Here is a 15,098-nt window from a genome sequence, read left to right on the forward strand (position 1 = left end):
GGGTAGGAACTGAACCGGACACCCACCCCCACCATCCACCACCCGGACACGCCAGAGGAATCCGTCATGACCACCCAAGACATGCACACAAACCACGATCTCCAGGCTGAGGTGCAACAGCACGCCCAGGAGCTGCTCGGCCTGATCACCGGGGCTGCGACCACGGCGATGATCGTCGTCGGTGACCGCCTCGGCCTCTATCAGGCCCTGGCCGACGGCGGTCTGGTGACATCACAGCGGCTCGCCGAGTCCACCGGCACCCGGGAACGTTACGTCCGCGAATGGCTGGCCCAGCAGGCCGCTGCCGGGTTCCTGCGCTTCGACCCCGCGGACGAAAGCTTCACCCTGCCACCGGCCTGGGCCGCCGTCCTCACCGATCCTGCGTTGGTGGGCGCGTGCCTCAACCCCGCCGGCATGTTCCGTGACCTCGACCCCTTGCTCCGGGCCTTCCGCAGCGGGGAGGGAATCCCCTGGGGCGACCACGATCCCCTGGTGTTCGAGACCACGGAGAGGTTCTGGGCCGGCCAGTACCGCGACCATCTCCTCTCCGAGTGGATCCCGGCGCTCGACGGGCTGTCCGGGAAACTCACCGACGGCGCCACCGTCGCCGACATCGGCACCGGGCACGGCGCCGCACTCATCATGCTCGCGCAGGCCTTCCCGAGCTCCCGTTTCTTCGGCTTCGACTCCCACGGGCCGTCGATCCTCACTGCCCGGGAACGTGCGGCCGCCGCCGGCGTGGACGACCGGGTGACCTTCGAGATCGCACCCTGCCACCGGTACCCGGGACAGGACTACGACCTGATCGCCTTCTTCGACACCCTCCACGATCTGGGGGATCCCGTGGGTGCGGCCGCCTTCGCGCGCAACGCCCTGGCCCCGGACGGCTCCCTGCTCATCGTCGAGCCGCAGGCGGCCGACGACCTCGCGGAGAATCTCAGCAATCCGGCGGCCCCCATCGGTTACGCTGCGTCGACCTTCATGTGCACCCCGAACTCCCTGTCCCAGCCGGTGGGTCTCGCGCTCGGCGGCCAAGCGGGAGAGCGCAGGTTGCGCGACGTGCTCGCCGAGGCCGGCTTCGACACGGTCCACCGGATCGCGGACAGCCCGTTCAACATGGTCCTCCAGGCCCGGCCCTGATCTCCGGGCCCGGCATCGAGTAGGGAGAAGACAATGGACACCACCGACACCACCGACACCGTCATTGTCATCGGGGCCGGCCCGGCCGGGTTGTCGACCGCCGCCGAACTGCTGGCCCGCGACGTACCGACGACCGTCCTCGAACGCGGATCCGAGCTGGCCGCCACGTGGGCCGCACGGTACAAGGGCCTGCGCTTCAACACGTCCCGACGCAGCTCGGCGTTGCCGGGCGCACCCTTCCCACGGGAGTACGGTCAGTTCCCCACCCGCGAGCAGTATCTCACCTATCTGCAACGCTATGCCGCCGACCACCGCATTCCGGTGGAGACCGGGGTCGAGGTCACCGGTGTGCGCCGCATCCGCGAGGGCTGGGCGCTGACCACGTCCGCCGGCGAGCGCCGGGCCCGCCACGTGGTCATCGCCACCGGTCTGTTCAACCGGCCGCGCATCCCTGGGTGGGCGAGAGAACCGGGGTTCGACGGCGAAGTCCTGCACTCATCCGCCTACCGGGACGCCGCGGACTTCGCGGGCCGCTCCGTCGTGGTCGTCGGCGCCGGTTCCTCGGGCATGGAGATCGCCCACCAGCTGGCCACCGGCGGTGCCCGTGCGGTCCGGCTCGCGGTACGTACCCCGCCGAACATCCTGCTGCGGGAGCTCAACGGCCTACCGGGTGACCTGCCTGCCCCGCTGCTCTTCCACCTGCCGACCGCGCTCGCCGACCGGTTGGTCTTCGCGGTACAGCGCCGCATCGTGGGGGATCTGAGCGGGTACGGGCTACCTCGTCCCACCCGGGGCATGATGTCGCGGCAGAAGGAAAACGGGGCCGGACCCGCCGTCGTGGACCGGGAGGTGATCGACGCCATTCGCGGCGGAGCCATCGAATGCGTTCCCGCGGTCACCGCCCTGGACGGTGACACGGTCGTCCTCGCTGACGGCCGGCACGTCACCGCCGACGCCGTCATCCTCGCCACCGGCTATGACACAGGCCTCCCCGACCTTGTCGCCGGGCTCGACGTGCTCGATGAGCGCGGTCTGCCGCTCGACTGCACCGGCGGTGAGGTGGCTCCCGGCCTACGGTTCGTGGGTTACGTCTACCGTCCGGGCCTGACCGGCTACGTCGGCAAGATCGCCCGGCGGGTGGCACGCGAGATCGCGACCCGGTCAGCGAAGGAGGCCCGCAGGTCCCGACATACCGCGGCCGCCTGAGTTCAGCTCCCGCAGCAGCCCGGCGCTTCGGCGGAGCACATCGTGACCGTGGGAAAGCCTGAATGAAAGTTTCTTCATCCAGGTTCTGGCGGGTCTACCCCTTATCGGATAACTCGGACAGGGAGAGCACCTCGTAGGCCCCGCGCTCGACGTCCTCACTGAACAGGCGGAAATCGGCGTCGATCCGGTCCAGTAGCTCGGCGACGAACTCCTCGGCGTCGGCGTGGAAGACATGTACGTGTCCGGCGCGGAGGATCTGCCCCGGTACACCCGATTCGGATCCGCTCAGCCGCTGCTCCGCCCGCACGTGCTGACGCGCGAGGATCCGCCCGCACAGCCGCGCGTACTTCTTCAGCCCCTTGGGATCGAAATCGGCGACGTCGACGTTGACCTTCTGGGGGCTGCGCTCGCGGACGACGAAGCTGATGCCGGCGATCTCGATGAAGCCGTAGAGCGGATCGCCGTCGGCGACGAAGGCCTCGAAGGCGGTGGCGATGCGCCCCGCCGTGCTCTCCCCCAGGATGACATCCGCCCCCACGTCCCCGTCACCGTCCACCGGCGAGAGCCCGTCGAGAGAGGAGTGCCGGGCCATCTTCAGCTCCAGGATGACCTTCTCCTCCGGCGCACTCCCCCACCCCTGGACGAGCACCCAGAACCTCGCCAGGCCGCGGCTGGCGGTGCCGGAACGGGTGCGGATCGCGGCGTCGTGGATGCGGAAGAAGTCCCTCGGCCGTTCGCGGTCTTCCCCGTGGTCCACGGTGCGCGCGTAGTCCTGGACCGCCACCCGCAGCCGGTCGATCAGCTCGGGACGTCGCTGCACCCGGTCGTCCTCCCGGAAGGTCAAGGTGTCGAAGTCGATGCGTTTGGCCAGGAACTTCTTCCGTGAGCGGGAGGCCTTCGCCAGGAAGGGCTCGATCACCCCCGGGGCGTTTTCGGTGGTGATGCGACGGGTGACGGCCTCCGGCTCGTTCAGGCAGTCGGCGATGCCGTCGAAGTAGCCGCCGATGAACCGGCCCGCGACCTTCATCGCCTTCTTCCGCTTCATGCCCAGCTGCTCCCCGGCGAGCGCGAAACCCACGGCCCCGCGGTGCAGATCCCAGGTGAACGGCGCCATCCACGCCTCGTCCATGTCGTTGATGGAGAACACCGGCCGCCCGTCCGCCCCGGGCAGCACACCGTAGTTCTCCGGATGCACGTCCCCGACCGTCGGCACGACGGGCAGTCCCGCGTCAGAGCCTGCGAGGTCGCGGTAGTACAGCAGGGCCGTGCCCCGGAAGAAGGTGAACCGGTCGGCGGCGAGCTCGCGGAACTTCTCCCGCACGGCCCACGGCGCGAGATGCATGCGCACCACGTGATCCTCGGTGACGGTGTCGCGGATGTGCCGCCGTCGTTGACGGCCGCGCAGCAGCTGCGGCGGGACGGTCACCTCACCCGCAGCGGTGGCCCGGGCGAAGCGCTCGAACGCCTGCCGACGCCGCGCGTGTGTCGGCACCCGCACCACCTCCGGCTGCGGGAGGCCGAGTTCGGCCACCGACTCCAGCAGTTCCGCGGCTTCGTTCCTGGTGCTCTTCTCAGCGCTCATGCCGTTCATTATGGTCCGCCCCACCTCCCGCCGCGGGTGGGCCAGCACCCCGGCAGGTTCCAGATCCATAAATCCATACACTGGACACCATGCCCAGCCGCGGCCGGTTCCACCGCCGGGTCCCGCGGACCCGGCGGCTATTTCCCCGTCGCCCCCTACGACCACCTGCAGGATCTCCGCGACGAGATGGGCGGGATCCTCAGCGACGTCGGCTTCGTGGTCGAGCGCGCCCACCACGAGATGGGCTCGGGTGGGCAGCAGGAGATCAACTACCGCTTCAACACGATGCTGCACGCGGCCGATGACCTGCAGACCTTCAAGTACATCGTCAAGAACACCGCCACGCGCAACGGCAAGTCGGCCACCTTCATGCCCAAGCCGATGGTCAATGACGGCGGCTCCGGCATGCACGTCCACCAGTCGCTGTGGAAGGACGGCCAACCGCTGTTCCACGACGAGTCCGGCTACGCGGGACTGTCGGACATGGCCCGGCACTACATCGGCGGCATCCTCCGGCACGCGGGCGCGGTGCTCGCCTTCACCAACCCGACGCTGAACTCCTACCACCGCCGGGCGCCCGGCTTCGAGGCGCCGGTCAACCTGGTCTACTCCCAGCAGAACCGCTCCGCGGCCATCCGCCTCCCGATCACGGGCAACAACCCCAAGGCCAAGCGCATCGAGTTCCGCGCCCCGGATCCGTCCGGCAACCCCTACTTCGCCTTCGCGGCGATGATGATGGCCGGTCTCGACGGCGTGCGCAACCGCATCGAACCGCCCGCTCTTGTGGACAAGGACCTCTACGAGCTCCCGCCGGATGAGATCGCGGACGTCGCCAGCGTGCCGACCTCGCTTGAGGCGGCGCTCAACGCACTCGCCGACGACCACGATTTCCTCACCGAGGGCAATGTCTTCACCGAGGACCTCAGTGAGACCCACATCCAGTACAAATTCGACGAGGAGATCATCCCGGCCCGTCTGCGCCCGACCACGCAGGAGTTCGAGCTCTACTACGACTGCTGAGCCCTCAGGCCGGGCATCACCGGCAAGACGAATCCCCGCTCTGGTCCAAGAGTGGGGATTTTTCACGCATCCGATGAGCTCAGGCCGGCCGGTCCGGGCAGGGACACGTCACCTACCCCGGGTCCGTACCGCCCAGTCCCACAACAGGCGAACGGCGACCGCGCACCGGCTGTCCCCGCGTCCCAGTGAATAACCTGTACCGGCACCTCCCCAGCCGCTGGGCCGTCACCTGATGAACCCGCCGGATGAATGCGGTTTCTTTTATCTCTTTCTGTTAATCTCCAGGAAATATTTATATCGTTTTAAGAGGAAGCGCAGCTAATGAGCAGAAACACAGATCGGCAGCAGCCTGCCGGTGGACCGCCCCCGCACGACCACGGGCAGGCACCGTATGGAAACACCCCGAATCCCGGCTACGGGTCACCCCTGCCTGACGGGATGAACTCCAATCAGTTCCACCAGTGGCCCGGGGAACCGCAGCCGCCGCAGAAGCCCTGGTACAAACAGGGCAAGACCATCGCCGCCATCATCGCGGTGATCCTGTTCATCGGCCTGATCGGCAGCTGCAACCCAGGCGCCTCAGAAACCACGACCACATCCGGCACTTCCGCACGGGCAACAGTCACGGTGACGGCCACCGAGAGCAGCACAACCAGCAGGCAGGAGGTGACTGACCGCCCCTCACCGACTTCCGAGGCGACAACGGCCCCAGCCCCGCCGACGGCAAACAGCCGGACCGATGCCCCGGCAGCACAGCCCACCACGAAACAGCCGACAACGGAACAGCCCGCAACGGAACAGCCTGCAACGGACGGTGTCCCGTTCGGTAGCCGGAATGCCCTGCGACAGGCACAGAGTTACCTCGACTTCTCGAACTTCTCGGCGACCGGCCTCTACGATCAACTCCTCTATGAGGGCTTCAGCCCGGAAGATGCCCAGTACGGGGTCGATAATGTGGCTGCCGACTGGAATGAACAGGCACTTGGTTCGGCTGGAGACTATCTGGACTATTCCGGTTTCTCAGCGACCGGCCTCTATGACCAGCTCCTCTACGAGGAGTTCACCCCGGCGCAGGCACAGTACGCCCTCGACAACGTGAATGCCGACTGGTACGCAGAGGCAGCGGAATCAGCCCAGAGCTACGTGGAATACTCAGCGTTCTCCGCTTCCGGCCTCTACGACCAGCTCATCTACGAGGGATTCACCCCGGAGCAGGCCCAGCACGGCGTGAACAGCGTCCAGTAATCCGGCACCCGCTCCTCGTCCTCCGGTACGACGGAGCTCCTGGACCCGATGACTCCCCGCCCTGGCTGGACAGGAATGCCCGCGCGCTGACGCAGGATCCCCGGGGGCCGCCTGGGCGTGATCGGAGGCAGCTGCCCCGGGCTCCCCGTCGTACGGGGACGACCTCCTCACCTCCCCTGTCGCGGGACCACCAGATCGCTGTAGACCGGCCGGAACTGTGCTGACGTGCCTCTTCGTCTTCTCCGTCCAGATCGTCCATGCCGACTGGGCGACAGATGCACAACCCGCCGCGGCTGACGACGAGCACTCCGATCATTCCTACGGTCGCGGGCACTCCGCTGGGGTTTAATGAAGGCATGGACCTACACCAGGCGAAGAACAAGGCCGGACGATCGGCCGACCGGACGGCGCAGCGGGCGGCCGACCAGCCCGCCCTGGTGTTCTTCGCCCGCGCCGGCTTCATCGTCCTGGGAGTCCTCCACCTCATCATCGGCTGGATCGCGGTCCGGATCGCCACCGGCAGCGGCGGCGGGGAGGCCTCCAATTCCGGTGCCCTGCAGACCATCGCCGAAGCACCCGGTGGCCGGATGCTGCTGTGGATCGCGGTCGTGGCGCTGGTGGCCCTCGGCCTGTGGCGGCTGACCCAGCTGGTCATCGGCGAGGAGGCGAAGGACAAGGCCAAGGGCGCGATCATGGCCGTGGTCTACCTCTCCCTGGCGTTCACCACCTCGACCTTCGCCCGTGGCGGCTCCTCCTCCGACGGCGAAACCGCCTCCGACATCACCGCCACGGTGCTGGCGCAGCCGGCGGGGATGGTCCTCGTCATCATCGCCGGTCTCGTGGTCCTCGGGGTCGGCCTCCACAACATCTACCGCGGCGCGACCAAGGGATTCAAAAAGGACCTTGAGGCCGGCGCCGGGGCGGGCCACGTCGGTTCGGCGATCATCGGCGCGGGCATGGCCGGCTACATCGCCCGCGGCATCGCGTTCGCCATTCTGGGTGGGCTGATCGTGTGGGGCGCGTGGACCAACGACCCGGAGAAGGCCGGCGGCCTCGACGTCGCCCTCCGCACTCTCGGTGCGCAACCGGCCGGTGCCCTGGCGCTCATCGCCGTCGGCATCGGCCTGGGGCTCTACGGTCTATATTCCATCGCCCGCGCACGGTACGTGCGGATGTAGGCGTCTCCCGCAGCCCCCGCTGCTAGGTTCGGCCCCATGGGACGTTCACTGACGCTCGTGCCGGTCGAGGAGGATCCGGACCTCGACGAGATCCGCCGCATCTTCGCCACCCACGGATTATCCTCCGGCACCCGCACTCCCCTGCTTGTCGACGCCGCGGGCAACCCACCGCGCATGGGTGGGCAGGAGCTGGCGTTTGAGTCGTCCTGGCTGGGTGAAGGCGCGCGCTCGTTCTACGGGCAAATCTACAACGCGGCGTTGAACGAGCAGCAGTGCGCGCTGATCTACGAGCTGGCCGTGGCGGGCAACCTGGTGCTCGCCCCGGACGGCGGCCCGCCGCACCTGGTGGTGTGCGGACGTACGCACGAGCCGGACGAGGTCCACGACGAGTCGGCCCCACCCTGGCTGGAGGTCGTCTGCTTCGTCGACTCCGCGGACGAGCTGCACCGCGCGCTCCACGGCAGGTGGGAGCCGTTTTGCAGCACCCACCTCGATCGGGGCACGATCTGGGGGCCGCGGGCGGAGTGGCCGACGGACGAGGGCTGGTGACCGACGGGGCGAACGGGCATCCCCGAAACCTCCGACCGCGCTCTATCCTGGTGGAAATGTCCACCGCTCCCCCTGGAGGAGAACCATGTCCGGACAAAACGCTTTTCCGCGGGAGTCCTCGCCTTTTCGACGGTGGCGGGGACGCTCGCGGTCGCACCCGCCGCCTCGGCGGCACCCGTTCCCGTAGATGACTCGGTCAACGTGAACACCGTAGCCCATGACCAAGGTGCGTCGGGCGAGTTCAACCACCAGGGTTCCTCACTCATCGAGACGGTGGTCGTCGACGTCGGGGACCTCGCGGTCATCCTCGACACCGTCTCACTCCTGTCCTGGGCCAACGGCCCGTTCGGCTGAGGTTGGGACGGGCCCCGGTAGCCGTCTAGTAGACGCGGACGTCCTCGTTGGCCTGCGAGTACTCCTCGTCGGTGACCGCACGGCCCCAGTCGACGAAACCCCCCTCGTCGTCCTTCAGATTGGCCACCACATGCGTCATCGGCTCGGACTCGACCGCGCCGTGCCAGTGGTTGACGCCCGGGCCGGCCCAGGCGGTATCACCGGCGGCGATGAGGCGGGCGGGGTGGCCCTCCTCCTGGAAGATTCCCACGCCGTCGACCACGACGATGAGCTGGCCGACCTGATGGGTGTGCCAGTTGGTGCGGGCACCGGCGGCGAAGGTGACGTTGGCGGCCTGCAGCTCCGTGGGCTCCTCCATGGAGGCCATGTGGACCTCACCGGTGAACCAGTCGGGATTGGCCGGATTGCCGAGGGGGAAATGAGGGCTCATGGCCTCGACGATACTGCCAAACCGGAGACGCGGCAGCGTACCGATCCGGCTGTGTGGGCCCCCGCCCCCGTCAGCGCGAGCGTTTTGTGTAGCCCATCCGCGGGCGGAAACCACCCGGATGCTTCATCTGGGCGACGGCGTCGGCGATGACCATGCGGAACCGGGGGTTCGTCGCCGGCAGCCGGGCGACCGAGAACCAGCCGACGTCGGAGTTCTCATCGTCCCCGACGACCGGGACGTCGTCCCCGACCACGGACAGACGCATGGCGGTGTCCATGTAGCTGGACACGTCCCCGTTGCCGTAGGTGACGGGGCCGACCGCACCGACGCCGAGCAGCGCCTCCACCTTCGCGTCCAGGCCGGTCTCCTCCTTGACCTCGCGGACGGCGGTGACGTGCGGCTCCTCCCCGGGCTCGGTGATGCCGCACACCGGGGTCCACTCCCCGTTGTCGACCCGCCTGACCATCAGCACCTCCGGCACGGCCCACAGTGGGGCGTCGGCCGGGACGTCGCGGATGACCACCGCGGTGACCGCCGGCAGCCACAGCGGGTCGTGGCCGATCTTGGAGCGCAGCTTGAGGATGAAGTCTGGGATGGGCATGCGGGGGTAGGGTCCTTTCTTCCACGGGTCGGCCACAGTCTATCCGGAGGGAATTCTTCCTCCACGACCTCCGGCCCGGTGACAGCGAGAGCGACAATGCAGGATCGCCCTCCCCCGTCCCTGAGGTGTTGACGTGTGCCTTCCGGAGTGGGACAGAGGAGTATTCCCCGGATGACCCTGCTGCCGTGGGGCGGGCTCAGAGCATCCGCGTCTCGAACTGTGCGCCGGGCACGACCCGGTCCACGAGGTCCTGGATGCGGGGCATCGGCGTGTACGACATCGTCATCTCTCCCGCGTCGGGTCCCTCGCATCCGGTGCCGGTGATGGCGTCGCGGGTGCCGGACACCAGGCCGACGATCACACGCTGCTCACCGACGTTCGCGTAGACCGGTCCCCCGGAGTCGCCGGCGCGGGCGCACACCCGGGCGGTGCCGGCTACCGCGGTGACCTCGACGCCGTCGTCGTTGACCAGCAGTTCCCGGGTGTGGCTCAGCAATGGCTCCCCGCACGTGTGTCCGGTGGTGGTGCCGTACTTGCAGACCTGCGCGGGCAGGTCGTCCACGCGGTCGGCGAGCAGGGTGGGCGCGGCCGGATCCGGGGCGCTCATCCAACGGGCGGGATCGGTGATCTCGATGATGCCGACGTCGAGTTCGGAGGACTCCGCCCCGTAGAGACCGGAGTAGGTGAAGTGTCCGACGGGGGCGCTGAAGTCCACCTCAGCCCCGTCATTGGTGGCCCACACCAGGTCGCCGGGGCTGCCGCAGTGCGCGGCCGTGACGGCCCAGCTGGTCTCGGGTGTGGTGAAGCTGTAGGCGACGGTGCAGTGCCCGACCTGCACCACTTCACCGGGCACCGGTGCGTGGTCGGTGATGGTGATGGAGGTGCCCGGTGCCCAGGGGCTGGCCTCGGGGACGCGCAGCGTGGTCGCCGGCTGCGGCTCCTGTCCTGGCTCGGCGACGAGCGTGGGGGTGTCCGGCACGGCCCCGGATACCGCGGTCACCGACTGCGCCAGCCGGCCGTTCTGGTCGACGCCGATCAGGATGACGACTGCGACGAGGGCCAGCAGGACCGCACCGGCACCCGCCCAGGTTGAGGTTTTCACGTCTGGTGCGGCCTAGTCGTCGGTGTTCTGCCCGTCCTGTGCCTCGCCCGTGGCGCTCTCCCCCGCCTCGTTTTCAGCGGCCTCGGCGGCTTCGGCCGCCGCCTGCGCCTTGATCTGCTCGGCGAACTTCTCCGGATCGAACTCCTGGAAGTACTCCTGCGGCATGTGGTGCATCTGGCCCATGTTGTCCTACCTCACCTCGGTGTTGTTGATCGATTCCATGATGAACTGCTTGACCTTCTCGACGTCGTTCGGCAGCTCCGCGACGTGCCGATCCGCCTCCAGAATGCCCGCGAAACGTTCGGGAACCGCCGGCTCGCGGCCGATCGCGGCGTCGATGGTCTCGGCGAACTTCACCGGCAGGGCGGTCTCCAGGCAGACGATCGGGGTGTCGACGTCGACAGCCCACGAGCGGGCGGCCTTGATGCCGTCGGCGGTGTGCGGGTCGATGAGCACACCGAGACGCTCATGACAGTCGCGGATGGTCTCGAGCCGGTCGGAGTGCGTGGACCGGGAGGACAGGAAGCCGAACCTGCCGACCGCGGCGGCGAAGGCGGGGTCGTCGGCAAGTGAGAACCCGCCCTGGCGCACCCGGGTGCCGAAGAGCTCGGCGGTGCGCCCGGCGTCGCGTCCGAGGAGGTCGAAGATGAAGCGTTCGAAGTTCGACGCACGCGAGATGTCCATCGACGGCGAGGACGTCTTGTGCGTGTCGGCGGCGGAGCGCACCCGGTAGGCGCCGGTGCGGAAGAAGTCGTCGAGCACGTCGTTTTCGTTGGTGGCCACGATCAACCGGTCGATGGGCAGGCCCATCTGGCGGGCGACATGGCCGGCGCAGATATTGCCGAAATTGCCCGTGGGCACCGAGAAAGAAATCTGCTGGTCATTGGTCTCGGTGATCTTCAACCAGGTGGAGACGTAGTAGACCACCTGGGCAACCAGCCGCGCCCAGTTGATGGAGTTCACCGCCCCGATGCGGTACTCACGCTTGAACTCGGCATCGCCCGACACGGCCTTGACGATGTCCTGGCAGTCGTCGAAGACACCGTCGACGGCGATATTGAAGATATTCGGATCATCCAGCCCGAACATCTGCGCCTGCTGGAACGGCGTCATCCGCCCCGCCGGGGTCAGCATGAACACCCGGATACCGGTGCGCCCGCGCATGGCGTACTCCGCCGAGGAACCCGTGTCCCCCGACGTCGCACCCAGGATGTTCATGGTCTCACCGCGGCGGCCGAGCTCGTACTCGAACAGCTCACCGAGCAGCTGCATCGCCATGTCCTTGAACGCGGCCGTCGGCCCCTCCGAGAGGTGGCCGAGGTACAGCTGCCCCTCCAGGCGGGTCACGGGGACAATCTCCTCGCTCGCGAACTTCGACGAGGTGTAGGCGCGGGCCGTCATCGCCTCGATGTCCTCGGCCGGAATGTCGTCGATGAAAAGCTTGAGCACCTCGGCGGCCAGCGCGGCATAGCCCTTCTCCGCCAGCAGGGTCCGCCACTGCGTCAACGTGGCGTCATCCAGCTGCGGATACTCCGCAGGCAGATAGAGCCCACCATCCGGGGCGAGACCACCGAGCAGGATGTCGGCGAACCCGACCGGGGTGCGGGAGGCGTCGCGGGTCGAAATATAGTGCACGCCGACCACCTTACGTGGACACCCCCGCATCCTTCCCGCGGCGCTCCCCCGGGCACCGCATCGGCCCCGGGGAGCAGGGTGTTGCTAGCGGACCTCGGTGCCCTCGATCGAGTCGATGATGAACTGCTTGACCTTCTCGACGTCGTTCGGCAGGTCGGTGACGTGACGCTCGGCGTCGAGGATGCCCGCGAAACGCTCCGGGATCTCGGGCTCCTGGCCCGTGGCCTCGACGATGGTTTCGGCGAACTTCACCGGCAGGGCGGTCTCCAGGCAGACGATCGGGGTGTCGACGTCCTTGCGCCAGTCGCGGGCGACGAACACACCGTCGGCGGTGTGCGGGTCAATCATGACGCCGAGCCGCTCCCAGGTGTCCTTGATCGTGGCCACCCGGTCGGCGTGGGTGGACTTGCCGGCACCAAACCCGAACTCGTCGATGACGTCCATCATGATCCTGTCCTCGGCCAGGGAGAAGCCCCCCTGCGTGTGCGCGGTGTCCAGGAGGAACCGCACGCGGGCGGCGTCGCCCTCAAGCAGGTCATAGAGGAAACGCTCGAAGTTCGACGCGCGGGAGATGTCCATCGAAGGCGAGGAGGTGGCCACGGTCTTCTCCGCGGTGCGGGGGCGGTAGTAGCCGGTGCGGAAGAACTCCTCGAGCACGTCGTTTTCGTTGGTGGCCACGATCAACCGGTCGATGGGCAGGCCCATCTGGCGGGCGACATGGCCGGCGCAGATATTGCCGAAATTGCCCGTGGGCACCGAGAAAGAAATCTGCTGGTCATTGGTCTCGGTGATCTTCAACCAGGTGGAGACGTAGTAGACCACCTGGGCAACCAGCCGCGCCCAGTTGATGGAGTTCACCGCCCCGATGCGGTACTCACGCTTGAACTCGGCATCGCCCGACACGGCCTTGACGATGTCCTGGCAGTCGTCGAAGACACCGTCGACGGCGATATTGAAGATATTCGGATCATCCAGCCCGAACATCTGCGCCTGCTGGAACGGCGTCATCCGCCCCGCCGGGGTCAGCATGAACACCCGGATACCGGTGCGCCCGCGCATGGCGTACTCCGCCGAGGAACCCGTGTCCCCCGACGTCGCACCGAGGATGTTCATGGTCTCACCGCGGCGGCCGAGCTCGTACTCGAACAGCTCACCGAGCAGCTGCATGGCCATGTCCTTGAACGCGGCCGTCGGCCCCTCCGAGAGGTGGCCGAGGTACAGCTGCCCCTCCAGGCGGGTCACGGGGACAATCTCCTCGCTCGCGAACTTCGACGAGGTGTAGGCGCGGGCCGTCATCGCCTCGATGTCCTCGGCCGGAATGTCGTCGATGAAAAGCTTGAGCACCTCGGCGGCCAGCGCGGCATAGCCCTTCTCCGCCAGCAGGGTCCGCCACTGCGTCAACGTGGCGTCATCCAGCTGCGGATACTCCGCAGGCAGATAGAGCCCACCATCCGGGGCGAGACCACCGAGCAGGATGTCGGCGAACTTGGCGGGCGTACTGGAAGCGTCTCGAGTTGAAATGTAATCCACGTCCCACACCCTACGTTGGGCCCCAGACCCCCGCGCCCCCACTCACCCCCTACCGTGGGCGGTCGAGGCCCCGGACCGGACACAACCGCCCCCCTGTCGTGTAGTAGAATCTCCGACTGTTCCGGGCATGCCCGGAGCACGCACGGAAACCACACCTCAAGCGCGGATCCCCGCCGCTTCGTTCCTGCCATTCCCGCACGCGCCCACCGTTTTCCGGCGGCGGAGCACTGCGGACCAACCGGACGTGAGACCTGACAACTTGATGAACTACTACGCGGGCGGGCCCGTTCAGGCGGGGGGGGGCCGGAAAGCATGACCTCCCCTGACAGGCAGGGTGGCCGGAAGTACCGGTCCGCCTCCGTCGCGCCGGTGATACTTGTGCTCGCCATCATTTTCCTCGCCACCACCATCGCCCTCGCCCGCCTGGTCACCGAGCCCCTCGGCGCCCAGGGCCCGCCGGAGGACTACTGCTTGCCGACGACCGCGCAGGACTGCGGGTGCGTCAGCGACGCCGCCGCACGGTCCGGCGTCACCGACACCGGCGACCGGGAGCTCACCGCGGAACAGCGCGGGTACCGCGAGGAGGAGTTCACCCACGACGGTGTCTCCAGCACCTACCGCGTGTTCACCAACGGCATCGACACCAGTCGCCCGGTGGGCGTGGTGGTCCGCCTCCACGGTGACGGCGCCTACGAGTACGAGGGCTCGGATCAGCTGGCCAGCTGCCTGGCCGCCGTGGCCACCTCCTACAACATGGTGCTGGTGCAGCCGCTGTCCCCCTCCGACGACCGGACCTGGTGGACGAACCTCGGGGAGAACACCCGCTGGCTGAACGCCCTGTACCGGGAGCGGATTTCCACCCTCGACGATGTCGACCCCGAACTCGCGTGGTGGATGGGCTACTCCGGGGGCGCGGAGATGATCAGCTACGGCCTGCTGCCGTACGCCGGGCACACGATCACCGCCGGCGCGATCATGACCGGCGGCGGTGGCGCACCCGCGGCAGTGCTCAGCGCCGTGCCCGAGGAGAAGAAGGAACGTCTGCCGCTGTACTGGACCACCGGCACCCGCGACACCGGGGCCGACCCCGCCGCCGAGTTCGACGCCCTCAGCGCCGCCCGCGAGGGCGCGGCGTTCTACCGCGATCAGGGCTTCGCGAATGTGACCACGGACTTCACCCGCGACGACGACCACTTCACCCTCGACGAGGTCGACGTGCTCCACGACGTGCTGGCGGAGGCCCACCCCGTGGACGCCGTTTCCCCGGAACCCCAGACCTCCTGAGGCCGTGAGGCGATCCCCCCGGGACCGCCGACGGCCCTCGACCCCTCCCCCGAATCAGGGTGGACAGGCGCGCAATCCCATCCCCACCAAGAAACGTGACTAACCTCACATATATTTTTCTCATTAATAAGAACTTGCTGAGGAAATCGGGGCCGCCACTCAGGGGGTGACCTTTTCCCGCTTTTCGGACGGCTTTCCGCCGGAAATCAATGCATTCCCCATTTTCCAGGGTGAATCGGGGG

The 15,098-nt window shown here is 67.8% G+C and carries 14 protein-coding genes and 1 pseudogene; 8 read left to right on the plus strand and 7 right to left on the minus strand.

What is annotated here, in order from left to right; genetic code table 11:
- Nucleotides 1-66 precede the first annotated feature (66 nt).
- A complete protein-coding gene (locus tag A605_RS09925; protein WP_015401381.1) occupies nucleotides 67-1,140 on the plus strand; it encodes a class I SAM-dependent methyltransferase in 1,074 nt (357 codons plus the stop codon).
- Nucleotides 1,141-1,173: 33 nt separating this feature from the next.
- Nucleotides 1,174-2,346 (plus strand): flavin-containing monooxygenase, encoded by a 1,173-nt coding sequence (locus A605_RS09930; protein ID WP_015401382.1) that lies wholly within the window; start codon nucleotides 1,174-1,176, stop codon nucleotides 2,344-2,346.
- 94 nt (nucleotides 2,347-2,440) lie between these two features.
- Here A605_RS09930 and A605_RS09935 read toward each other — a convergent pair whose 3' ends face one another.
- A complete protein-coding gene (locus A605_RS09935; protein ID WP_149029416.1) occupies nucleotides 2,441-3,928 on the minus strand; it encodes a DUF2252 family protein in 1,488 nt (495 codons plus the stop codon).
- 120 nt (nucleotides 3,929-4,048) lie between these two features.
- Here A605_RS09935 and A605_RS09940 point away from each other — a divergent pair.
- The 5 genes and pseudogenes from A605_RS09940 to A605_RS15515 all read left to right on the plus strand — a co-directional run.
- Nucleotides 4,049-4,948, plus strand: a pseudogene (locus A605_RS09940) (glutamine synthetase family protein); the annotation flags it as partial.
- A gap of 438 nt (nucleotides 4,949-5,386) precedes the next feature.
- Entirely contained in the window at nucleotides 5,387-6,193 is an 807-nt protein-coding gene (locus A605_RS14815; protein WP_015401385.1) for an Ltp family lipoprotein, read from the plus strand.
- 356 nt (nucleotides 6,194-6,549) lie between these two features.
- A complete protein-coding gene (locus tag A605_RS09950) occupies nucleotides 6,550-7,371 on the plus strand; it encodes a DUF1206 domain-containing protein (RefSeq protein ID WP_015401386.1) in 822 nt (273 codons plus the stop codon).
- Nucleotides 7,372-7,407: 36 nt separating this feature from the next.
- Nucleotides 7,408-7,920, plus strand: coding sequence for a hypothetical protein (locus tag A605_RS14820; RefSeq protein ID WP_015401387.1), 513 nt, complete (start codon nucleotides 7,408-7,410; stop codon nucleotides 7,918-7,920).
- Between the two features lie 201 nt (nucleotides 7,921-8,121).
- Nucleotides 8,122-8,274, plus strand: coding sequence for a hypothetical protein (locus tag A605_RS15515; RefSeq protein ID WP_154653288.1), 153 nt, complete (start codon nucleotides 8,122-8,124; stop codon nucleotides 8,272-8,274).
- A gap of 25 nt (nucleotides 8,275-8,299) precedes the next feature.
- Here the strand turns inward: A605_RS15515 and A605_RS09960 are convergent, their stop codons facing one another.
- The 6 genes from A605_RS09960 to thrC (A605_RS09980) all read right to left on the minus strand — a co-directional run bounded on the left by A605_RS09960 (nucleotide 8,300) and on the right by thrC (A605_RS09980) (nucleotide 13,572).
- Nucleotides 8,300-8,704 (minus strand): cupin domain-containing protein, encoded by a 405-nt coding sequence (locus A605_RS09960; protein ID WP_015401388.1) that lies wholly within the window; start codon nucleotides 8,702-8,704, stop codon nucleotides 8,300-8,302.
- 70 nt (nucleotides 8,705-8,774) lie between these two features.
- Nucleotides 8,775-9,305, minus strand: coding sequence for an NUDIX hydrolase (locus A605_RS09965; protein WP_015401389.1), 531 nt, complete (start codon nucleotides 9,303-9,305; stop codon nucleotides 8,775-8,777).
- A gap of 196 nt (nucleotides 9,306-9,501) precedes the next feature.
- A complete protein-coding gene (locus A605_RS09970) occupies nucleotides 9,502-10,407 on the minus strand; it encodes a trypsin-like serine protease (protein ID WP_015401390.1) in 906 nt (301 codons plus the stop codon).
- A 12-nt stretch (nucleotides 10,408-10,419) separates the two neighbouring features.
- Complete coding sequence (locus A605_RS15645; protein WP_169331442.1) at nucleotides 10,420-10,590, minus strand: hypothetical protein; 171 nt, start codon at nucleotides 10,588-10,590, stop codon at nucleotides 10,420-10,422.
- Between the two features lie 6 nt (nucleotides 10,591-10,596).
- Nucleotides 10,597-12,042: a threonine synthase gene (gene thrC, locus A605_RS09975; RefSeq protein WP_015401391.1), complete on the minus strand. Its 1,446-nt coding sequence runs from the start codon at nucleotides 12,040-12,042 to the stop codon at nucleotides 10,597-10,599.
- A gap of 84 nt (nucleotides 12,043-12,126) precedes the next feature.
- A complete protein-coding gene (gene thrC, locus A605_RS09980) occupies nucleotides 12,127-13,572 on the minus strand; it encodes a threonine synthase (RefSeq protein WP_015401392.1) in 1,446 nt (481 codons plus the stop codon).
- A 312-nt stretch (nucleotides 13,573-13,884) separates the two neighbouring features.
- On the opposite strand from thrC (A605_RS09980), the gene A605_RS09985 reads away from it, so the two are divergent.
- Nucleotides 13,885-14,856, plus strand: a complete 972-nt coding sequence (locus tag A605_RS09985; protein ID WP_015401393.1) for an alpha/beta hydrolase family protein — start codon at nucleotides 13,885-13,887, stop codon at nucleotides 14,854-14,856.
- Nucleotides 14,857-15,098 lie beyond the last annotated feature (242 nt).

Source organism: Corynebacterium halotolerans YIM 70093 = DSM 44683 (genome assembly GCF_000341345.1).
Taxonomy (GTDB): Bacteria; Actinomycetota; Actinomycetes; order Mycobacteriales; family Mycobacteriaceae; genus Corynebacterium; species Corynebacterium halotolerans.

Excerpts from the sequence above, each read along its gene's own strand:
- A605_RS14820 (WP_015401387.1), top strand. The coding sequence starts at position 7,408 with ATGGGACGTTCACTGACGCTCGTGCCGGTCGAGGAGGATCCGGACCTC.
- A605_RS09925 (WP_015401381.1), top strand. The coding sequence starts at position 67 with ATGACCACCCAAGACATGCACACAAACCACGATCTCCAGGCTGAGGTG.
- A605_RS09985 (WP_015401393.1), top strand. The coding sequence starts at position 13,885 with ATGACCTCCCCTGACAGGCAGGGTGGCCGGAAGTACCGGTCCGCCTCC.
- A605_RS09965 (WP_015401389.1), bottom strand. The coding sequence starts at position 9,305 with ATGCCCATCCCAGACTTCATCCTCAAGCTGCGCTCCAAGATCGGCCAC.
- A605_RS09935 (WP_149029416.1), bottom strand. The coding sequence starts at position 3,928 with ATGAGCGCTGAGAAGAGCACCAGGAACGAAGCCGCGGAACTGCTGGAG.
- A605_RS15645 (WP_169331442.1), bottom strand. The coding sequence starts at position 10,590 with ATGGGCCAGATGCACCACATGCCGCAGGAGTACTTCCAGGAGTTCGAT.
- A605_RS09950 (WP_015401386.1), top strand. The coding sequence starts at position 6,550 with ATGGACCTACACCAGGCGAAGAACAAGGCCGGACGATCGGCCGACCGG.
- A605_RS09960 (WP_015401388.1), bottom strand. The coding sequence starts at position 8,704 with ATGAGCCCTCATTTCCCCCTCGGCAATCCGGCCAATCCCGACTGGTTC.
- A605_RS14815 (WP_015401385.1), top strand. The coding sequence starts at position 5,387 with ATGAACTCCAATCAGTTCCACCAGTGGCCCGGGGAACCGCAGCCGCCG.
- A605_RS09930 (WP_015401382.1), top strand. The coding sequence starts at position 1,174 with ATGGACACCACCGACACCACCGACACCGTCATTGTCATCGGGGCCGGC.